This is a genomic window from Vreelandella sedimenti, from assembly GCF_013416325.1.
Lineage (GTDB): Bacteria > Pseudomonadota > Gammaproteobacteria > Pseudomonadales > Halomonadaceae > Vreelandella > Vreelandella sedimenti.
In genome coordinates this window covers 85253-106809 of the sequence record NZ_JACCGK010000012.1, presented here as the reverse complement: position 1 = coordinate 106809, position 21557 = coordinate 85253, and the positions used below count along the sequence as shown (strand labels likewise).

The 21557-nt window shown below is 56.0% G+C and carries 18 protein-coding genes; 11 read left to right on the top strand and 7 right to left on the bottom strand.

The genetic code is table 11. The features are described 5' to 3' along the window. Positions 1-19 precede the first annotated feature (19 nt). The 7 genes from HZU72_RS14595 (at position 20) to HZU72_RS14565 (ending at position 6937) form a co-directional block, all read left to right on the top strand. The gene (locus HZU72_RS14595) at positions 20-1483 is read left to right on the top strand and encodes a protein adenylyltransferase SelO (RefSeq protein WP_180093323.1); all 1464 of its coding nucleotides are present in this window, start codon (positions 20-22) and stop codon (positions 1481-1483) included. 204 nt (positions 1484-1687) lie between these two features. Beyond that, positions 1688-2734: a DNA polymerase IV gene (gene dinB, locus HZU72_RS14590; protein ID WP_022520023.1), complete on the top strand. Its 1047-nt coding sequence runs from the start codon at positions 1688-1690 to the stop codon at positions 2732-2734. A 130-nt stretch (positions 2735-2864) separates the two neighbouring features. Next, the gene (locus HZU72_RS14585) at positions 2865-3692 is read left to right on the top strand and encodes an alpha/beta fold hydrolase (protein ID WP_180093322.1); all 828 of its coding nucleotides are present in this window, start codon (positions 2865-2867) and stop codon (positions 3690-3692) included. A gap of 9 nt (positions 3693-3701) precedes the next feature. Further along, the gene (locus HZU72_RS14580; protein ID WP_180093320.1) at positions 3702-3950 is read left to right on the top strand and encodes a YkoF family thiamine/hydroxymethylpyrimidine-binding protein; all 249 of its coding nucleotides are present in this window, start codon (positions 3702-3704) and stop codon (positions 3948-3950) included. Between the two features lie 128 nt (positions 3951-4078). After that, on the top strand, positions 4079-5098 hold the full coding sequence (locus HZU72_RS14575) for a TRAP transporter substrate-binding protein (protein WP_180093318.1): 1020 nt from the start codon (positions 4079-4081) through the stop codon (positions 5096-5098). Then, positions 5095-5607 (top strand): TRAP transporter small permease, encoded by a 513-nt coding sequence (locus tag HZU72_RS14570; RefSeq protein ID WP_180093316.1) that lies wholly within the window; start codon positions 5095-5097, stop codon positions 5605-5607. The genes HZU72_RS14575 and HZU72_RS14570 overlap by 4 nt, the downstream gene beginning before the upstream one ends. 25 nt (positions 5608-5632) lie before the next feature. Next, positions 5633-6937 (top strand): TRAP transporter large permease, encoded by a 1305-nt coding sequence (locus HZU72_RS14565; protein WP_180093314.1) that lies wholly within the window; start codon positions 5633-5635, stop codon positions 6935-6937. A 78-nt stretch (positions 6938-7015) separates the two neighbouring features. On the opposite strand, the gene gabT is transcribed toward HZU72_RS14565, so the two are convergent. From gabT to csiR, 6 genes are all read right to left on the bottom strand, one after another. Then, positions 7016-8293, bottom strand: a complete 1278-nt coding sequence (gene gabT, locus HZU72_RS14560; protein WP_180093312.1) for a 4-aminobutyrate--2-oxoglutarate transaminase — start codon at positions 8291-8293, stop codon at positions 7016-7018. A gap of 94 nt (positions 8294-8387) precedes the next feature. Next, positions 8388-9326, bottom strand: a complete 939-nt coding sequence (locus HZU72_RS14555; protein WP_180093310.1) for a sensor domain-containing diguanylate cyclase — start codon at positions 9324-9326, stop codon at positions 8388-8390. After that, positions 9313-10122, bottom strand: coding sequence for an EAL domain-containing protein (locus tag HZU72_RS14550; RefSeq protein WP_180093308.1), 810 nt, complete (start codon positions 10120-10122; stop codon positions 9313-9315). Before HZU72_RS14550 ends, HZU72_RS14555 begins: the two co-directional genes overlap by 14 nt. Positions 10123-10393: 271 nt before the next feature. Then, positions 10394-11608 (bottom strand): CaiB/BaiF CoA transferase family protein, encoded by a 1215-nt coding sequence (locus HZU72_RS14545; RefSeq protein ID WP_180093306.1) that lies wholly within the window; start codon positions 11606-11608, stop codon positions 10394-10396. A 42-nt stretch (positions 11609-11650) separates the two neighbouring features. After that, positions 11651-12829, bottom strand: a complete 1179-nt coding sequence (locus tag HZU72_RS14540; protein ID WP_180093304.1) for an acyl-CoA dehydrogenase — start codon at positions 12827-12829, stop codon at positions 11651-11653. A gap of 137 nt (positions 12830-12966) precedes the next feature. Further along, a complete protein-coding gene (gene csiR / locus HZU72_RS14535) occupies positions 12967-13686 on the bottom strand; it encodes a DNA-binding transcriptional regulator CsiR (protein WP_180093302.1) in 720 nt (239 codons plus the stop codon). 361 nt (positions 13687-14047) lie between these two features. Between csiR and HZU72_RS14530 the strand changes: the two genes are divergently transcribed. Genes HZU72_RS14530 through HZU72_RS14520 form a run of 3 tightly spaced genes read left to right on the top strand, consistent with a single transcriptional unit; the run spans position 14048 to position 17629 of the window. After that, positions 14048-15019: a TAXI family TRAP transporter solute-binding subunit gene (locus tag HZU72_RS14530; RefSeq protein ID WP_180093300.1), complete on the top strand. Its 972-nt coding sequence runs from the start codon at positions 14048-14050 to the stop codon at positions 15017-15019. A gap of 46 nt (positions 15020-15065) precedes the next feature. Beyond that, positions 15066-15578 carry a DUF1850 domain-containing protein gene (locus HZU72_RS14525; RefSeq protein ID WP_180093298.1) on the top strand — a complete coding sequence of 171 codons (513 nt, stop codon included), beginning with the start codon at positions 15066-15068 and terminating at the stop codon, positions 15576-15578. 32 nt (positions 15579-15610) lie between these two features. Continuing rightward, a complete protein-coding gene (locus HZU72_RS14520) occupies positions 15611-17629 on the top strand; it encodes a TRAP transporter permease (protein WP_180093296.1) in 2019 nt (672 codons plus the stop codon). Positions 17630-17759: 130 nt separating this feature from the next. Here the strand turns inward: HZU72_RS14520 and HZU72_RS14515 are convergent, their stop codons facing one another. Then, positions 17760-20288, bottom strand: coding sequence for a penicillin-binding protein 1A (locus HZU72_RS14515; RefSeq protein ID WP_180093294.1), 2529 nt, complete (start codon positions 20286-20288; stop codon positions 17760-17762). A gap of 203 nt (positions 20289-20491) precedes the next feature. On the opposite strand from HZU72_RS14515, the gene pilM reads away from it, so the two are divergent. After that, complete coding sequence (pilM, locus tag HZU72_RS14510) at positions 20492-21553, top strand: type IV pilus assembly protein PilM (protein WP_180093292.1); 1062 nt, start codon at positions 20492-20494, stop codon at positions 21551-21553. Positions 21554-21557 lie beyond the last annotated feature (4 nt).

Here is a 21557-nt window from a genome sequence, read left to right as displayed (position 1 = left end):
ATCAATAGCGGAGCCTATCGTGCTGCCATTCGAACATCTCTATTCCTCCTTACCTGAACCCCTTTGGGTCGCCACCCAAGCAACGCCTGTGGCCAGCCCAGAGCTGATTGCGTTCAATGCGCCGCTTGCCCATGAGCTAGGGGCCAAAGAGATACCTGACTCTACAACGCTTGCCGAGTGGTTTAGCGGCAACCAGGCCATGCCTGATGCCAAGCCGGGCGCATTAGGTTACGCCGGGCATCAGTTCGGCAACTTTGTGCCGCAATTGGGCGATGGCCGCGCGTTACTGCTGGGCGAAGTGATCGATCAGAATGGCGTTCGCCGCGATGTGCAGCTAAAAGGTAGCGGCCGCACGCCGTTTTCCCGTGGTGGCGATGGCCGTTCACCGCTAGGTCCGGTGCTGCGTGAGTACCTAGTCAGTGAGTTTATGGCGGCGATGGGAATTCCCACCACCCGCGCGCTGGCGGCCGTCACTAGCGGCGAGCGCGTGGTACGGCAAATGGCTGAGCCCGGTGCCGTCTTTACCCGCGTGGCGAGCAGCCATATTCGCGTGGGCACCTTTCAGTTTGCCGCTGCACAGCGGGATGAAGCATTGCTCAAAGCCCTGGCGGATCATGTGATTGCGCGCCACTATCCGGATGCCGCCAACGCAGAAGATCCCTATATGGCGCTGCTGGAAGCGGTGGTCGCTCGTCAGGCGGTGCTGATTGCCCGCTGGATCAGCGTCGGCTTTATCCATGGCGTGATGAATACTGATAACTGCAGCATCGCCGGTGAAACCATCGATTACGGCCCCTGCGCCTTTATGGAGCAGTTTGACCCGCAGAAGGTGTACAGCTCCATCGATCAAGGCCGCCGCTACGCCTTTGCCAACCAGCCAGCGATTGCCCAGTGGAATCTGGCTCGCTTTGCCGAAACGCTGCTGCCGCTGATGCGGGAAGAGGGCGACGCGGTCGTGGAACAGGCCACTGACGTCATCCGCCGCTTTGAATCGCTTTTCAGCGCCGAGCAACTCCGCCTGCATGCCGATAAGCTCGGTTTAGCGGCGGAAAGCCCCCAAGCCGAAGCGCTAATGGAAAGTCTCGAAAGCCATATGCATCAGGGGCGGATGGATATGACCGCTACCTTCGACGCGCTGACCCAGTACGCCGCCTCGCCGGGCGCTGAGCGGCGTGACGCGCTGCTGGCGCTGACGACCCAGCCCAATGAGTTAACCGAGTGGCTGGATACCTGGCAGCAAGCGCAGATAGCCAGCCAAGATAGCGAGCGTTTTGCCGCCATGCGAAGCGCCAACCCGGTCATTATTCCCCGCAACCACCGGATTCAAGAGGTCATTGATGCCGCTTACGACGGTGACTTTACCCCTTTCCATACTCTGCTGGCGGTCGTCACCCAGCCATTCGATGACTCCGTTGAAGCGCGCCGTTTAGCAGCGCCCGCCACGGAAAATGAGCAGGTGCTAAGGACATTCTGCGGAACTTAAAATAGCCTATGCCATTGAGCTGAGGGTGGAATCAGCCCGTAGCGGGGGTCTTTTTCCAGGGATGGAAAAAGTAGCGCCCAGGGAGGGGGGCACAGCGCCCCGCCTAGGGTTGATCCGGCCGATTTTAGAATGACATAAGACGTTATGATTTCTCTCGTAATCGCTGTGATAAACTGTGGTTTTTTACAGTTGGAAGGCTAGCCGGTGCGCAAAATCATTCACTGCGACTGTGACTGCTTTTATGCAGCAGTGGAAATGCGCGATAACCCCGCGCTGCGGGATATACCGATTGCCATTGGCGGCAGCGTCGAGCAGCGCGGGGTGGTTGCCACCTGCAACTATCCCGCCCGTGAATTTGGTATCCACTCGGCCATGCCGATGGCCCAGGCACTCAAGCGCTGCCCGCACCTCACCGTGATTCGCGGTGAGATGGCCAAATACAAAGAGGTCGCCCGCCAGGTCTTCGCCATTTATCGCGATGTGACTGAACTGATCGAACCGCTCTCTCTGGATGAGGCCTTTCTGGATGTCTCGGAGGTCACCCAGCATCACGGCAGCGCGACGCTAATGGCTGAAGCGATCCGTGAACGGGTCAGCCGCGAAGTGGGGATCACCGTTTCGGCGGGCGTAGCGCCCAACAAGTTTCTGGCCAAAATTGCCAGCGACTGGAACAAACCTGACGGCCTGTGCGTGATTACGCCGGATAAGGTCGATAGCTTCGTACAACAGTTGCCGGTCAAGAAAATCCACGGGGTAGGGCCGCGCACGGCCGAGAAACTGGCGGGGCTGGATATCCACACCTGCGCTGACCTGCGTACCCGCACGCTGACCGACCTGGTCGAGCACTTTGGCCGCTTTGGGCGGCGGCTGCATGAGCTAAGCTGGGGGCGGGACGAGCGCCCGGTGAAAACCCACCGGGAGCGCAAATCGGTCAGCACCGAGCAGACTTACGCCCAGGATTTACCCAACCTCGATGCCTGCCGCCGTGAGCTACCCGCGCTGATCGAAGATTTAGAGCGCCGCTACGCACGGCTTGATCCGCCACTGGCGGTGCGCGGGCTAATCGTAAAAGTGAAGTTCAACGACTTTACCCAAACCACCGTCGAACACGCTGACCCAGCGCCCAACCTTGAACAGTTTGAAACTCTGCTTAACGTTGGCTGGGCTAGGGGCGAGCGTCCCGTGCGCCTGCTTGGCGTGGGGTATCGGCTGGCGGACAACAGCCAGGAGCATCAGCTGTCGCTTTTTTAATTAGCCTGTTAATCCTTTTGTCGATTGACGCTCATGCAGGAGCGCGTTAAAACAGATGTATGATAGGCGGCGTAAATAATCATGTTTCACATTAGCCGTCTTCCTGCCTTTTTAACGCGCGAGCCTTGCCATGTCTGCTAATGCTGCCCAACGTCCCCGTTTAGTGTTTGCCCATGCCAATGGTTTTCCGGGCCTAAGCTATCGTAGCCTGCTGAACCCACTGGCAGAGACCTTTGATCTGCACCCTCTGGATCGCCTGGGTCACCACCCTGACTACCCCGTTAATCATAACTGGGGCAACTTGGTGGATGAGCTGCTGAGCTACCTACCCGAGACGGATACGCCGCTGCTGGGCGTGGGGCACTCATTGGGCGGCACCTTGATGGCCATGGCGGCGGATAAGCAGCCCGAGCGCTTCTGCGGGGTGATTATGCTCGATCCCCCTTTGATGCTGGGGAAGGACGCCTGGGCAATGAAAGCCGCCAAGCGGTTTGGCTTTGTGGATCGGGTTACCCCTGCTGGAAAAACCTTGGGTCGGCGCACCGTGTGGCCGAGTCGCGAAGCGATGGCAAGCTCGCTGGGGCGCCGGGGGCTGTTTCGTCGCTTTACCCCAGAGGCGCTCAACGACTACATTGAAGCAGGGACGCGCTTGCTAAACGATGGCAGTGCAGAGTTGACCTTTGATCCTGGTATTGAGGTGGAAATTTTCCGCCATCTGCCGGATCACCTCTCGCGCCTGCCCCAGCGGCTGGGCGTGCCGTTAGAGCTGGTGGCGGGCGAAGAGTCCCACTTACTGACCGCTTCACGCATAAAGCGCTTGAAGCGCAAGGGGTTAACAGTGAGCGAGGTTCCCGGTACACATATGTTCCCGATGGAGCATCCGGACGAGACCCGTGCCGCTATTTTGGCTGCCTGGCAGCGTTTATCCAGCGCCCGTCAGCCCCAAAACACAGCGTAAGGAGGCGTTATGTATCTTTCCGTACAGCTTAGCTATTACCCGTTGGCTGATGACTTCAAGCCGGTGGTCAAAGAGGTGGTAAAACGCCTTGAGGCGACAGGATTGGACGTACACCCGAATCGCATGAGCACTCAGGTATTTGGCGAGTTCGATGCTGTGATGGCAGCGCTAACTGAGGTGATGAAGTGGTCGTTTGAGACCCATGGCAAAGCCGTCTTCACGGCCAACTTTCTCGAAGGCGACCGCCGACCGCGTTAATCACGCAGCAAACGCCGCCCACCGGGCGGCGTGTCGTTGTCTGGTCCGTTCGCGTCGCTATGGGACATAAATGGTTCCCAAATGACTGTAGTTTAACCCCTATACCAATCAAAATAGGGGTTGAAATAATGTTCCATCCTGCTGATTTAAATAACAAATTCCCTCATGCGGGTAAAAAGCTCTCGATAGCGCTAGGAGCGCTACTCGTCAGTGGCTATGCGCATTCCCAGTCGGTCAGTATGGACTTCTCCAATGAGTATAATGCTTCCTCCATTCATGCTCAGGGCGATGCCTATTTTATTGATAAGCTTGCCGAATTAACCGATGGCGATATTGATATCACGCTGCATACGGGTGGCTCGCTCGGCTTTAATTCCGGTGATCATTTTTATGGCGTGGCCGATGGCGCCGTCGAGATAGCGGATACGCTCTCGGGCACCATGAGCGGTATCGACTCGCTGTTTCTACTCTCTTCGCTCCCCTTTATTGTCGACGACGTTGCCGATGCGCGGCGACTTTATGACATAGCGAAACCCTATTACGAAGAGGTATTCGCCGATAATAACCAGGTACTGCTGTATGCCTCGCCCTGGCCACCGAGCGGTATCTGGTCGGAAGACGAGGTCGCGAGCCAGGACGATCTTGAGAACCTGAAGATTCGCACCTTTGACCGTAACGGTACCGAGACATTTAGAAATGTAGGTGCCTCGCCGGTCAGCCTGTCCTGGGCCGATGTGGTACCCCAGCTGGCTACCGGCGGTATCGAGGCGGTGCTAACGTCCGCCGAAGCGGGGGCCAATGCCAGTTTTTGGGAACACCAGAATTACTTTGCCGGGGTTCAGTACGCCATTCCCCTTAACATGGTGCACATGAATCGCGCTGCGTTCGAATCGCTGACCGACGCTCAACAGGAGGCGGTCATGGAAGCGGCCAGCCAGACCGACCAACATAACTGGGAAGCGGTTGAAACGCGTACCGAAGAGAACTACCAGACGCTGGGTGAGCACGATGTGGTGATCAGTGATCCCGTCTCGGACGAGTTGCTAACGCCTCTCAAAGAAGCCGCCAGTAGCGTGGTCGAAAGTTGGCTAGAGAAGACCGGAGATGACGGCGAGTCTATCTTGAGCGAGTTCCGAGGCGCCGAATGAGGGCGCTCAACGTCATTGAGCGTATCTCTCAACTGCTCAATAGGGTCGGTGCTGTCATTGCCGTGCTGCTCATTATTTATATGCTCGGCCACATCCTGTTAGAGATAGCGCTGAGGCTGTTTGGTCACTCAACGTTTATCCTCGATGAGTATATCGGCTATGCCGTGGCCACGATGTCATTTTTAGGCCTGCCTTATGTGCTGGAGAAAGGCGGGCTGATTCGTGTGTCTCTGATTCTGGAGCGCTTTCCTGAAACCAGGCGCTGGCCGCTGGAGCTATTTAGCAGCCTGGTAACGGCAGGCTGCTTTGTGTGGCTCTCGACCTTCTGGTTTCAGAACGTTCAGCGTAGCTATAGCCGCGGCACCGTCAGCGAAACCATGGCAGAGACGCCTATTTGGCTGCCGGAGAGCGCCATCCTCGTGGGCATGTGGTTAATTTCCATCACGCTGTTAGTCAGAGCCCTGAAAATAATGGTTCTGCGTTCAGGCTACTCGCCTAGCGTCAATTGAAGCAGCGACTAATAGGAAAGGCGTTATGGATATTTTTTGGTCGGCCGTCGGGGTTGGCGTACTGCTGTTGTTCTTTTTGTCGATGGGCACCTGGATTTTTGCGGCCATGCTGGCCGTTTCCATTGGCTCGCTTTGGCTGTTTGGCGACTTTGGTGCTGATCGTATTGGCCTGATTTTCTCACGAATTCTCTACCGTGCCAGTAATAGCTGGGAGTTATCAGCTATCCCGCTGTTTATATTGATGGGCGAGCTGATTTTTCGCTCCAATATTTCCGATCGGCTTTTCAAAGGGCTGGTGCCTATCACCCGCCGTTTGCCGGGCGGCATTCTCCACACCAATGTGCTGGGCTGTACGCTGTTTGCGGCGGTGAGCGGCTCCAGCGCGGCGACTACCGCGACGATTGGCAAAATCACCACCCAGGAGCTGAAAACGAGGGGTTATGATCGCAACCTGTCGATCGGCTCGCTGGCGGGCGCCGGTAGCCTGGGGTTGTTGATTCCGCCTTCGATCGTGATGATCGTTTATGGCGTTCAGGCGGAAGTCTCCATCAGTCAGCTGTTCATGGCGGGGGTAGTGCCGGGCCTGTTAATCGCGCTGCTGTACAGCGTGTATATCGGCGCGAGGTCCTATCTATCGCCGTCGCTGGCACCCAAACAGGCGGCGTCTGGCCAGAGCGTAGGGCAATCCATTTTGTTGCTGTTGCCCGTGCTGGTGTTGATCAGCATCGTGATTGGCTCTATCTATAGCGGTATTGCCACGCCCTCAGAAGCGGCGGCGGTGGGCGTGGCCGCGACGCTGGTGCTGCTTGGCGTCGAGCGCCAGCTTTCGACGCGGCTGTTTATCGAGGCGTTCAGAGGCACCTTGATCACCAGTATCATGGTGTGCAGCCTGTTGATTACCGCCACGCTGCTCTCCACGGCGATGGGCTATCTGCATCTGCCCCGGGAGCTTGCGGAGTGGATCGCCGCGCAAAACTTTAGCCCGATGTTGTTGCTGCTGGCGCTGGCGGTTTTCTATGTGGTGCTTGGGCTTTTCCTGGACGGTATTTCGATCACAGTGATGAGCCTGCCGATTACGTTGCCGATCGTGCTACTGGCGGGGTTCGATCCTATCTGGTTTGGCATCTTCCTGATTATCATGATTGAGCTTGGCCAGATAACGCCTCCAGTTGGATTCAACCTGTTTGTGCTGCAAAGCCTGACGGGGGAAAGCATCAGCCGTGTGGCCTTGGCAGCACTACCCTTCTTCCTGCTGATGTGCGTGGCAGCCCTGATCATCAGCGTATGGCCGGATATTGCGCTGTGGCTGCCGCGCTTCATGGCACAATAGGCCGGTTAGGTATCCACACAAGCAAAACCGCCGCCCCAATTTGGGACGGCGGTTTGGTGCTTGCTGACTAACGCTTAATTACACCAGGGAATCCAGGCAGGACTCAATAATATCCAGCCCTTCATTGAGCACGTCATCTTGAATGGTGACAGGCATCAGGAAGCGGATGGTGTTGCCGTACATGCCGCAGGAGAGCAGGATCAAGCCCTCTTCGCGGGCTTTCTTGCACAGCGCGGCAGCTAGCTCAGGGTTAGGTGTGTGATCGGCTTTATCCGACACCAGCTCAAATGCGGCCATGGCGCCCATGTTGCGCACGTTGTCGATGCAATCAAACTTGTCTGCCCACACATTGAAGCGCTTGGCCAGCTTGTCGCCCAAAGCCTGGCTCTTCTCCAGAATGTTATCTTCTTCAAACACTTCCATGACCGCCAACGCCGCCGCACAGGCGGTGGGGCTGCCGGTATAGGTGCCGCCCAATGAGTTAGGGCCTGAAGCATCCATCACCTTGTCAGTACCCACGATGGCGGAGATCGGCATGCCGTCGGCCATACTCTTGGCCATGGTCATAATGTCCGGCTCAACGCCGCTATGCTCGATGGCAAACATTTTGCCGGTACGGCCAAAGCCCGACTGCACTTCATCGATGATCATCAGGATGCCGTGCTCATCGCAGATCTCACGTATCTTGGTCAGGAAGCTGGTAGAGGCCGGGTAGAAACCGCCTTCGCCAAGCACCGGCTCGAGCACGATGGCCGCGGTATCTTTGGGGTTAGCATCGGTTTTCAGCGTCATTTTCAGGCCTCGAATGGCTTCGTCTTCGCTAACGCCGTGGTAAGGCACCGGGTAGGGCGCACGGAAAACGGTGCCCGGCATGGGGCCGAAGTCGCTCTGGTAGGGCGCCACCTTGCCGTTCATGGCCATGGTGAAGAAGGTACGGCCGTGGTAACCGCCATCGAAACAGATGACGTTAGAACGGCCAGTGGCGGCGCGTGCGATCTTGACCGCATTTTCCAGCGCTTCCGCACCTGAGTTGGCCAGCATGACTTTGGCATGGCCACGAACGGGCACGATGTGGCTGAGTTTTTCCGCGACTTTCACATAGCCTTCATAAGGCATGACCGTTTGGCAGGTATGCATCAGCTTATCGAGCTGGGCTTTTACCGCTGCGACCACTTTGGGGTGACGGTGACCTACGTTGAGTACGCCAATGCCGCCCGCGAAGTCGATAAAGCGGTTGCCGTCCGCGTCCCAGATTTCAGCGTTTTCAGCGTGGTCGGCGAACGCCGTTGCGGGGCTTGCAGCGCCAGCAGCGACGTATTTATGTTTTAGCTCGTTCAGTTCGGCATTGCTGCTCATGGCTTACTTCCTAATTGATGAGGATTGATCTTTTAGCATAGTGCTTAATAGTGGTGCCTGATAGGGGCCTGATTGTGAAGTTTAAAAGCGTTGCTTACATGGATGACAAGGCTATGACAATACGGTTGCGCCCCGTCTGTTTAGCTTGATACATAGCTTTATCAGCACGTTCAAGTAGACGTGTGCCCGAGGCTTCAACGTAGCTGGCAATCCCCGAAGAGAGCGTCATCGTTAATTGGTGCTCGGTAAACGTTTGTTGCGCGACGCTTTCACGAACGCGTTCCATGCCTTGGTAGGCTTCTTCGGCGTTTACGCCTGGCATAATGATCAAAAATTCTTCACCACCCAATCGTATGTGCAAATCGGTATCGCGCAGTACATCGCTCACTAAGGAGGTAATTTGCTGTAAAACGCTATCGCCCGCGCTGTGCCCATAGGTATCGTTGATCGCTTTGAAGTCATCCAGATCATAGATCGCGATACTGAAAGGTGTTCCATATCGCTCGCAGCGCTTGATCTCTTCATCCAGACGCTGCAAACCAGCACGACGGTTGAGCAGCTCCGTTAGCTCATCGTGGTGGGCCAAATGATCCAAGCGCTCATTGGCCTGCTTTAGCCGCTCTTCTAGCTGTTTGCGCTGGGTAATGTCGATTATAAAAGTGACTTTACGCGGCTCGCCGTCATCAGCCTCAATACGCGCAGCTTCGGCGATGATGGTGCGTCTTTCGCCGTTTTTGAGAACCACTTCCCACTCTTGGCGCAGCTCTTGATCCTCGTTGCCCTGCATAAACTCAGCATGCAGCGCTGATAAAACCGCTTGGTTCACTTCGGGTACTACGTGAGTAAAGTGCTGGCCTAAAAGTTCTTCCTGCCGGTATCCATAAAACTCACAGTAAGCTGGGTTGACCATTTCAAAGTGACCCAAAGGGTTCGTAATACAGATTCCAATCGGTGCCGCTTTGATAACGTTTTCGGTATTGCGCTTTGAGCGGTTAAATAACTGGTAGAGCTTATCGGGACTAATCTCTTTCATGCACCGCTCCTGAGCTGCTCTCTACTTCATTTTTTAACCCCACTAGTAGCGGGACAATATTGGTACACAAAGCGTTAATCGCCGGTTTTGCGTAGTAGAAACCCTGCTGACGAACAATCCCCGCGCGGGCGAGCCATAAGGCTTCGGCACGAGTCTCGACACCTTCGGCGATAAGAGTCATATCGAGCTCTTGAGCGAGCAGGATAATCGCGTTTAACAACGCTTGGCGGCGAAGATCATTATCGCAATTCATCACCAGCTCACGGTCGATTTTGAGCTTGTCAGGTGTCAAATCGGCCAATAAGTCCAAATTGGCGTACCCGTTGCCAAAATCATCCAGCGCCGTTTTAAAGCCCATGGAGCGGTAGGCATCGATGATATTGGACAGGTGCTGCCGGTCGCGGACGCGCTCGGTTTCAGTGATTTCAAAAATAAGCCGATGGGCAGGCCAACCCACTCGTTTTGATACTGCTAACGTTGCCTGGATACACGCTTCCGGCTCATATACGGCGTTGGGTAGAAAGTTGATCGAAAGGTCGGTCTGCATGCCCAGTGCGCTGGCCATTTCGATCGCTTTTACCCGGCAGGCCTGATCAAAACGGTAGAGGAGCTCATCAGTCACTTGCGAAATGACGCTCCAGGCGGATTCACCGCGTGGCCCACGAACCAGTGCTTCATAGGTGACGATTTGGGCCAGCGATAGATCCACGATTGGCTGAAAGGCCATGGTGAACCCAAAGGGCAAGTCGCCTTCACAGCGTTTGCAACTGCCATTGACGCGTGCGCACTGGCTCATAGCTGCTCCTGAGGGGTGGCTGTTGGATGGCGCTGTTAATGCCATAACATTAGATAACTTAATGCTTACACTGAAGCATGTAAGCTCTTAAGGTTAAGCATAAGTATACTCTTTGTATAGATGTTGTACAGATTTTGGTTGCGAAGCACTAACCACTTGCCCGCCTATTGGCTGGCAATGCTGGTCAGTTTTTTTGGGCTTAAAAAAAAAAGCGCCAGGTGAGGCGCCTAAGAGGGAAGTGTATAAACCGAGTGCATAAACATTAGTGTTATTAAATGATGCCTGCTGCGCGAAGCGCAGTGCGCTGCTCCAAGCTAATACCAAGTTCTTCCAGCACGCTTTCCGTATGTTGGCCTAAGTGGGGAGGAGCCGTAGTGGCACTCATTTGGGCACCGTTAAAACGGATAGGGTTAGCGACCAGATCCACCTGGCCTGCTTGGTCGTGGGGCAGGGTTTGCTTAAGTCCGCGGGCTTTCACATGGGGGTCGTCGAACACCCGATCCAGCGTATTGATTGGCCCGCAGGGAACACCTACAGCTTCAAAAGCGGCTAGCCATTCATCAGTGCTGCGCTGGGCCAACGCCGCTTCCAGCTGCGGCACGAGCAGTGCACGGTTATTTACCCTGGCGCCATTGGTGACAAAGCGCGAATCTTCCGCCAGAGCCGGTAGCGAAAGCACCGCGCAAAAACGCTTGAATTGCTCGTCGTTGCCGACAGCCATAATCATATGGCCATCCTGGGTGGCAAACGCCTGGTAAGGCACGATGTTAGGGTGGGCATTACCCAGCCGCTGGGGCACATTACCGGAGGTGAGGTAATTCAGTGCCTGGTTGGCGAGCACCCCCACCTGGACATCCATTAATGCCATATCGATATGGCAACCTTCGCCGCTATCACGGCGCTGATAAAGTGCCGCTAAAATTGCGTTAGCGGCATATAGCCCGGTGAAAATATCGGTAAAGGCGACGCCGCTTTTTACCGGGCCACCGCCGGGCTCACTGTCGGGCTTGCCAGTTAGGCTCATGATCCCGCCCATGGCTTGGATCATAAAGTCATAACCGGCGCGGTGAGCGTAAGGGCTCTCCTGGCCAAAACCGGTGATGGAGCAGTAGATCAGTCGTGGGTTGAGCGCCTTCAAGCTGGCGTAATCCAGACCGTAGCGTTTCAGGCCGCCGACCTTGAAGTTCTCTATCAGCACGTCGGAGTTAGCCACTAGCTGCTTGATCACCGCCTGACCTTCGGGCTTGGCCATATCGACGGTCAGCGAGCGTTTACCCCGGTTAGCGCACAGGTAGTACGCCGACTCTTCGCTGCCCGCCAGCCAAGGAGGGCCCCAGTGGCGAGTGTCATCGCCGCTACCGGGGCGCTCTACCTTGATCACATCTGCCCCCATATCCGCGAGCATTTGTCCGCACCAAGGCCCGGCCAGTACGCGGGAAATATCGAGTACTTTTATACCGGCCAGTGGTTTGGTTGGCTCGTTCATAGAGGCTCCGTTAATAAATGACAAGTGATCAAGGTGCAGTGATTAAAAGAACGACTGAATGCCTGTCTGGGCGCGACCAAGAATCAAGGCGTGAACATCGTGAGTACCTTCATAGGTATTCACTGACTCCAGGTTGACCATATGGCGAATAACGCCGTACTCGTCGGAGACGCCATTGCCGCCGTGCATATCGCGGGATTGACGAGCGATATCCAGCGCTTTGCCGCAGTTGTTACGCTTTATCAGCGAAACCATTTCCGGTGCCCAGTTGCCGCTATCCATTAGCCGGCCCACTTGCAGAGCTGCCTGCAAGCCCAGGGTGATCTCGGTCTGCATATCGGCGAGCTTTTTCTGGATCAATTGATTGGCGGCCAGCGGGCGGCCAAACTGCTTGCGGTCGAGGGTATATTGGCGTGCTGCGTGCCAGCAGAACTCAGCCGTGCCCAACACACCCCAGGCGATGCCGTAGCGGGCTTTATTAAGGCAGCCGAAGGGGCCTTTCAGGCCACTGACGTTGGGCAGCAGGTTCTCTTCGGGAACGAAGGCGTTATCCAGCACGATCTCACCGGTAATCGATGCGCGCAAAGAGACTTTGCCTTCGATTTTGGGTGTGGTGAAACCTGCGGTGCCGCGCTCGACAATAAAGCCTTTAATCTGATTGTCGTGAGCAACTGATTTCGCCCATACCACTGCAATATCGGCAATCGGGCTGTTGGTGATCCACATTTTTGCGCCAGTCAGGCGGTAGCCGCCATCGACTTTTTCCGCGCGCGTAATCATGTTGCCCGGATCAGAGCCGTGGTCAGGCTCGGTCAAGCCAAAGCAGCCGACCATTTCACCGCTGGCCAGCTTAGGCAGGTACTTGTGCTTCTGCTCTTCAGAGCCGTAAGTCTCGATGGGGTACATTACCAACGATGACTGCACGCTCATGGCTGAACGGTAGCCGGAGTCAACGCGCTCTACTTCGCGGGCAATCAATCCGTAGGCCACGTGGTTAACGCCTGCACCGCCGTACTCGGGAGCCACGGTGGCACCCAGCAGTCCAAGTTCACCCATTTCAGTCATGATCTCGCGGTCAAAGCGCTCTTCACGGAAGGCGGTTAGCACGCGGGGCTGAAGGTTTTCCTGGCAGTAGTCGTAGGCCGCATCGCGGATCTGGCGCTCTTCATCAGTGAGCTGTTGTTCCAGAAGTAGCGGGTCGTCCCAGTTGAAATGTGTCATGGCGTGGATTCCTAAGTTCGTGGGCAGGAATAAATGCAAGATAGCTGGTAATCAATGTATCGCCGTTTCTTTAAAATATCTACATTTTTTTAAAACGTAGAGCTTTGGTCTGAGGGCGAAGAGTAGAAACGAAAAGCTCAGCCGATGCCGCGCTCTTGGAGGACGCGGGTAATAATCGGTACGGGGGTCATCAGGTGATCGCGCATCAGGGTGTCGGCTTCAGCGGTATCGCGAGCCAGAATGACATCGACCAGCGCAGTGTGCTCTTGGCGCTTAAGCTCCAGCGCCTGGGGCGACATCACGGTTTCCTGCAGCCACAGGTGGCGGTAGCGCTCTACTTGGTCAAACAGGGTGTTGCGCATTTGCAGTAGGTGAGGAGAGTTGCAGCCGCTGGCAATGGCGGTATGGAAGGCTTTGTGGCGCTGATCCCAGATGTCGAGCAGGTCGTTGGGGGTGTTGATGTCGGTGACCTTGGCCAGCCGGTGTGCGGTAGCCAGCACCGTGGCTTCCCAGTCGTCGTCGCCGCGCTCTATAGCCAAGCGCAGGATCAGCCCTTCAAGCTGGGCCCGGGCATCGTATATATCGTTGAGTTCGGCCAGCGACATGGGTGCTACCCGGTAGCCGCGCTGGCTGATCGCGACCACAAGGCGGTCAGAAACTAACTGCGATAGCGCTTCTCTTAGCGGCCCGGTGCTGGCGCCGTACTGCTCTTTGAGCCGGCTCATCAGCAGCTTCTGCTCAGGCGCATAGCGGCCACGAATAATGTCGTGCTTGAGTTGGCGGTAAGCACTAATGGCGAGGTTTTGCCGCGGCGCGCCTTTATCCCGACTACTGTCCTCTTTAAAACCGGGCTCCATAGCAGTGTGGCTCCTATCCTGAATCAATAATAACGATGGGGTGGGCGAAATTGACGGCCATTAGCAATAAATAATAACAATTCGGCATAAAATAAGACATTTATGCGAGATTTCATGTTTTTAATAGTTGGCTATTCGATCCAACTGCCGGGCGGTTACACCTTCTGGGGCACTCACGGCTGTATGAGGTAAAGGCGCTGCTGCGCTGATAACGCCCTATTAGCATCCAACGCATAAGCCGTGCTAACTTCACCTCCACCGCTTCCGGTTCGTCGTGACGGCAGCCAGAAGCTGGGGCTTCAACACTTCCTTTTTATCGTCAACCATACCTATAAGTCCAAGCAGGACGGAGGAAATGCTCATGCGAACTCTACGCTCTCTATACACCACAGCCGCTGCCGCTTCTATACTCGCGGTCGCACTTCCAGCAAGCGCCCAGCAACTCTCAATCGCGACTGGCGGCACCGGTGGCGTTTACTATCCTATCGGCGGTGGTTTTGCCGAAATGATCAACAACCATATCGAAGGCGCTCAGGCGACTGCTGAAGTGACCGGTGCCTCGGTTGAAAATATGGGCCTGATCATGCGCGGCGACGCGGATCTCGCCCTGGCCCTGGCCGATACGGTCTATCAAGCCTATACCGGCACGGATGATTTTGAAGGCCGTCAGATTGAAAATACTCGCGCACTGGCGTCGGTTTATCCCAACGCGGTACAGCTGGTGACCCTGGCCGAGTCGGATATCGAGTCGATTGCTGATCTAGCGGGCAAGCGCGTTTCCGTCGGTGCACCGGGTAGCGGCACCGAGCTGAATGCCCGTGCATTGCTTGAAGCCAATGGCATTAGCTATGAAGACTTCACTCCCCAGCGTCTTAATTTCAACGAAACTGCTGATGCAATTCGCGACGGTGATATCGACGCCGGCTTCTGGAGCGTTGGGCCGCCCACCAGCTCGATTCTCAATCTGGCAGCCACCCGCGATATTCGCCTGATTAGCTTGTCCGATGAAGAAGTGGCCAATGCCCAGGAAGAAGAAGCGGTATTTGCTCCCTACGAGCTTGCTGCCGGTATGTACGACGGTATGGACGAAGCCGTTCAGACTATCGGTATCCCCAACGTGCTGGTCGTTAATGCCGATATGGACGAAGAGCTGGCTTATCAACTCACACAACTGCTGTTTGAAAATACTGACGAGCTGATTGCGGTTCATCCGGCGGCTAACGACACCACCGTTAAATTCACTATGGAGTCTACCCCCGTGCCGTTGCACCCGGGCGCACTGCGCTATTTCGAAGAAGTCGGTGCTGAGATCCCGGATCGTCTGCGTCCTTAATCGTGTAATGGTATTTTCATAATCAGATTGCCATAAGGACATTGCCATGCAGTGGCAGCGACGACTGATGGCGCTACTGATTGCATGTTGTCCGTTCGCCGAAGTGGGGGCTGCCCCCGCTTCGGCGTTGGCGTTTATGCGCCTAGCCGTGGTGACCGAACAAGGCGACACGCTAGTGGATGAAGCGGTACCTGCTGACGGTCGCTGGTGTATTAAATGGCAGCACTCCGTTGAACATTTCACGGTGCTGGACTGCTATCGTAATGTAGCGGGCGTCATGCAATTAGAGCGTAGCCATCAACCTGATTTCGCCGCAGGACTGGGGCATATTTTTGGCCGCGGCGAGCAGCTATCAGACGGTGAAGGCGGTTACTGGATTAATGCCATTAACGAGCCTGTAGCCAATAACCGTTATGTGTTGAGGGTAGGTTCACCGGCTGTTAATCATCGTGTGGTGTGGCCAGGCGGTGAGCATGCGCCAGTGAGCCTAAGTGAGCACGCCGCTGGACAACGCGTGACCATTCAGTTGATAGACCCTCACGCATCCCCGCGTGAATAAAAACGACATTAGTTAACGCTTCCGAGGACTTCATGAGCGAATCCAATCAGCCGTCGAGCGTGGTGCCTGGCGGTAATGTGATTCAACCCCGCATGGTGCTGTGGTCGATCACCATTGTGGCGGTGGGTCTTTCCCTGTTTCAGCTCTATTCCGCTGGTATTCAGCCCTTAGGGCTTTTTTATCAGCGCAGTATTCACCTGGCACTGATTATGGTGCTGGCATTTCTCATGTTTCCAGCCTTTGGGCCCACTCGCAAGCGTGGTGTATTGGGCTGGGGGCTTGATCTAGTGTTTTTTGCCGGGGCGATTCTCACCGGTGGTTACTTGGTACTCAACCTGGATGAGATTTTTAGCCGTGCGGGTTTTTGGAACAGTACCGATATCCTGGTTGCCTGTATTGCCACGGTGACGGTACTGGAAGCCAGCCGTCGCGCGGTAGGTTTTGGTATGACCGTGATTGGCCTCTTGGCGATTGTGTATGCCTTTGCGGGGCCGCGGGGTGAGCTGCCGTGGCTTGGCGAGTGGATGCCGGGCATTCTTGAGCACCGCGGATACACTATTGATCGAGTTGCCGGCCAACTCTACCTGGGGCAAGAGGGTATTTTCGGCCTGCCGCTAGGCGTTGCGGCAACCTATATCTTTATTTTTGTCCTCTTTGGTGCTTTTTTGGAGTGCACCGGGGCGGGTAAATTCTTTATCGATATGGCCTATGCGGCGACCGGCCGCCAGCGCGGCGGGCCAGCCAAGGCGGCGGTATTAGCCTCGGCGGGCATGGGCTCGATTTCTGGCAGTGCGATTGCCAACGTGGTCACCACCGGTGCTTTTACCATTCCGTTGATGAAGCGGCTGGGCTACAAAGCCAAACAGGCAGGCGGTATCGAAGCGGCGGCCTCGACCGGCGGGCAAATCATGCCGCCGTTGATGGGGGCCGGGGCATTCCTGATTGCTGAGTATACCAATACGCCGTACCTGGACATCGTCAAGGTCAGTATCCTGCCAGCGATCATGTATTTCGCGACGGTGTACCTGTTTGTGCATATCATCGCTCTCAAGCAGGGTATGCAGGGGCTACCCAAGGACGAGCTGCCGCAGATGCGCCAGGTCATGAAGGATGGCTGGCACTTCCTGCTGCCGTTGGCGGTGCTGGTCTGGCTGCTGGCGATGAGTATGTCGCCCATGCGGGTAGGCTATTACGCAGTGGTCACCATTTTGGCGGTAGCGGTATTGCGCTATGTGCTGTGGTTCTTCTTTGTGGCACCAAGGCAGGGCCAGCCGGTGACCGCAACGGCCGTTAAAGACGTGGTTCGTACAGGCTTTACCAAGCTGATCGAAGGCTTGGAACTAGGTGCTCGCAATGCGGTAGCGGTTTCCATGGCCTGTGCGGTCGCCGGGATTATCGTTGGGGTAGTGGGTTTAACCGGCTTGGGACTGAAATTCTCCTCCATGATGCTGGCTTTCTCCGGCGGCAACCTGGTATTGGCGCTGGTCATGGTACTGTTGGCAAGCTTAGTACTGGGGATGGGGCTGCCCGTTACCGCCAGCTATATCGTGCTCATCGTACTCGTTGGGCCGGCATTGACAGCCGAGTTTGGTGTGCCGCTGCTGGTCGCCCACTTGGTCGTGTTCTGGTACTCCCAGGATTCCAACGTGACGCCTCCCATCGCCTTGGCAGGCTTTGCCGGGGCGGCGATTGCGGGCAGTAAGCCGATGGAAACCAGCTTCCAAGCGTGGAAGTTTGCCAAAGGCCTCTACCTGATCCCGCTATTTATGGTCTTCAACCCTGAGATTATCATTGGGGGCCCGGTGCCGGTGGTCATCTGGAATGGGGTGATTGCCATTCTGGCATTAGGTGCCTTTGCCGCGGCGCTGGAAGGCTATCTGTTTACCAAAATGTCGTGGCTACCGCGCATCGCGATTACCGCCGCGATCTTTGGGGTGTTCTATCCTAATCTGATGACCGAAATTGCCGGTGTCGCTGTCATGATCGTCGCCATAGGCGCTAACTGGTTGGCCAGTAAGCGCGAAACGCCTGCGACACCCGTTAGTGGTTAAACGTTAGGCGACCCTACATACAGACCCAAAGATAGCCAGTAACAGAAAAGGCCCGGAGAGATAATCTCCGGGCCTTTTGCTTGGTGGGCTGTTTGGTGTGCTACGGGATTGGTTGGTTTAGAAGATCGCGTTAGAAGATCGACTCAGCGGTGCCTGAACCCTCAGAACCACTGGCTTCTTCCAGTTCGCGGCTAATGCGGCGCTGCTGGTAATCCGGCAGGTGATCCTCATGGAACAGCTCGGTAATTCCGCCAGACTGGCCATCCGCTAAGCGTTGGCCGGAGTCAGGGTCAACGCGAGCGGTGACCACCGTTGCTGGACGTTCAGGCACGGCGTTCGGCGTACCGTCCAGGGCATCCCCCATAAACTCTACCCAAATAGGCAGCGCCGCATTCGAGCCATACTCGGCAATGGTCTCGTTGCTGTCCTTGCCGACCCAAACCGTGGTCACCAGGTTGCTGTTGAAGCCCGCAAACCAGGCGTCACGCTGGCTGTTGGTGGTGCCGGTTTTACCGACGATATCCTCACGGTTAAGGCTCAGTGCGCCGCGGCCAGTGCCCGAGGTGATAACGTCACGCAGCATATCGCGCAGAATATAGACAGCGGCCGGGTCGGCTACCCGTTTGGCGATCGGGTATTCGCGGCCATCAATTTCCACCGTCTCCTGGCCTTCGGTACAGCTGGGGCAGGCAACCTGCGGCGTGGCTTCATCAATCAGTTCATTGTCGTCGTCACGGGTAACCCGCTCAATAAACCAGGGCGACACCTGGAAACCACCGTTGGCGAGCACCGCGTAAGCGTTGGTCATTTCCATCGGCGTTAAGCTTGCACTGCCTAGCGCTAACGATAAGCCACGAGGGAGCTGGGCGGGAGAGAAGCCGAAGCCTTCCAAAAAGTTAATCGTGTAATCCAGCCCCATGGTTTGTAGAACGCGAATAGTGACTAGATTGCGCGAACGGGCAAGGGCTGGACGTAAGCGCATAGGGCCTTGGAAGTCACGGCTAGAGTTGACCGGCCGCCACAACGAATTGCTGCCGTCGTCGAGTACCACGGGCGAGTCGTTAACCACGCTGGCGGCGTTCATCTCACCCTCTGCAAGGGCCGCTAAGTAAATAAACGGTTTGAAAATCGAGCCCGATTGACGCCGTGCCTGCACCGCGCGGTTGAACTTACTGGCGTTAAAGTCGAAACCGCCCTGGAGTGCCAGGATAGCACCGGTTTGTGGGTCTTGAGCGACCAGCGAGCCTTCAGTATCCGGCTGTTGAGAGAGGCGTAGCGAACCGTCTTCATTCTCAATGATGCGCACCATATCGCCCCGTACGGCAATCTCCTCCGCCGAACTGGGCGCAGCTCCGCGGCTCCGTGGGCTCAGGTAAGGGCGTGCCCAGTTCAAACCTTCCCAACCGATCGTCTGTAGACCATCGTTGCGAGTTAGTACCTGCATTTCGCGGCCGCTACTTTCTACCACGATGGCGGGCTGGAGTAGGCCATAATTGGGTGTGCGCTCAAGCACCTGAACCCAGTTGCTGACGTCTCCCTCGATCCCTTCGACTTCCGTTTGGCTGCGCTGGGCGGCTTGGCGTGCGGTTTGGCGAATTTCGGGAGACTCAGAAAGCTCTTCCTCCAGGCCTTGAGTCGCGGTTTGCTCCTGGGCCTCGACAAGGCTTGCCGCAATCTCACGCTGTTCCGGCCCGCGCCAGCCATGGCGAAGGTCATAGGCCGTCAGGCCGTTAGCCAACGCTTGGCGGGCAAAGGGCTGCAGCTCGCTATCAATCGTAGTGTAAATACGATAGCCACCGGTGTAAGCGTCATCGCCAAAGCGTTCTACAGCATACTGACGCGCCATTTCAGAGACATAGGCGGCATCGACTTCAGCTTGAGTATAGTGGCGGCGGGCCGTTACAGGATCCTGAACCGATACCTGATAGGTGGCATCATCGATGTAGCCGAGTTCGCGCATACGGAACAGAATCCAGTTGCGGCGAATCAGTGAACGCTCGGAGTTAGCCAACGGGTTAAAGGCAGAAGGTGCCTTGGGCAGCCCCGCAATCATCGCCGTTTGCGCCAGATTAAGTTCAGCGAGGGGCTTGTCGTAATAGGTTTCAGCAGCGGCCGCGATGCCGTAGGCGCGATTACCCAGGAAAATCTTATTGACGTAAAGCTCGAAGATTTCTTCTTTATTGAGCACCTGCTCCATTTGCAGCGCCAGCAGAATCTCGCGAATTTTACGCGTAAAGGTCTGGTCGAGGGTCAACATATAGTTCCGCGCGACCTGCATAGTGATCGTCGAACCACCGGATTGGATGGTACCGCCACTCTGCACAAGCTCGAACGCCGCACGGGCCAAGCCCCGCGGGTCGACACCGGCATGGTCAAAATAGCTGGCATCTTCGGCTGCGATCAAGGCATTGATCATATCCTGCGGAATTTCATCAAAATTGATCGCCATGCGGCGCTCTTCGCCGAACTCGCCAATCAATTTACCGTCTTGGGTGAAAATACGTAGCGGCGTGTGCAGTTCGAAGTCCTGCAGTTGGCGAACGTCGGGCAGCCCTGGCGCAAAGTAAATGGCGGCCCCCACCACGGCTAAGGCGGTGGCGCCCACCAACGAGACGATGAGGAAAAAAAGCGACACAATAAGGGTTCGAAGAAACGTCATGTACGAAGAGCACCCTGGGAAGAATGAAAAGATCGGCATCTAAACGGCCGTATCATGCAATTGGCAGCCATTATAGGAACCTGAAGCGGCGGCCACCAGTGTTGATATGCGCTAAGTGGGTTCGCGTGTGACGGAACTAAAAATCATGTAACCTCAAATCACATGTGAAGAACGGGCGACAAGCAGGTGGAGCCAGACCCAATATGCGCTTTCTAAAACCTGGTAAAGGATTGATTGGCGTCGATATTACCTCGGCGACCGTCAAACTGCTTGAGCTAAAACAGTGCCACGATAATTACCAGGTAGAAAGCTATGCCGTGCGACCACTTCGCGAAGGGGCGGTTGTGGAGCGTCGAATTCGCGATATCGATGACGTTGCCAGTGTGCTTAGACGTGCAGTGGAGCACGCTAAACCCTCTACCCGCAAAGCCGCGGTAGCTGTTCCCGCTAGCGCCGCGATTACCAAAACGCTGAGCTTCCCTAGCGGGCTAAGCGAAGAGGAGATCGAAGAGCGCATCATGGCCGAATCCGACCGTCATATTCCATTTCCGTTCAATGAAGTGGCATTTGATTTTGAGTGCCTTGGCCCCGCACCCTTTGACGATGAGCAGCAGCAGGTAGTGCTGGTCGCCTGTCGGCAGCAGGATGTGGAGCAGCTTACCGACACGCTAGAACAGGCAGGTTTAGAGCCCGCGGCAGTGGACGTGGAGACCTTCGCCATAGAGCGTTCACTTGCCGAGCTGCGGCGCCAGCTTAAGGTGGAACGCGACCCTGCCGCCTGCGTTGGACTGGTGGATATTGGTGCCAATATAAATGCTTTCCACGTCGTCCGCGGCGGGCATATCGTTTATACCCGCGACACGGTGTTTGGCGGCCGTCAGCTCACCAATGCGATTCGCGACCGCTACGATTTAAGCATGGAGGAAGCGGGTTTCGCCAAAGAGCGCGGCGGGCTACCCGATGATTATCATGAGCGTATGCTCAACCCTTTTTTGGAAACCGTGGTGCAGCAAGTGGGGCGCTCTCTGCAGCTTTATTACACCGCCGTGCGTCAGCAAGAAGTGCAACACATCGTATTAGCGGGCGGTTCGAGTGTGATTCCAGGGCTTGCCGAGCGCATTGCTGAAGATATTGGTATGTCGGTGACCATTGCCAACCCCTTCCAGCGCATGCGGGTGAACAAACGCTTGAACCTTCAGGCGTTAACCAACGATGCCCCAGCGATGCTCACAGCGGGTGGCTTGGCCATGCGGGTGAGTCAATGAGGGT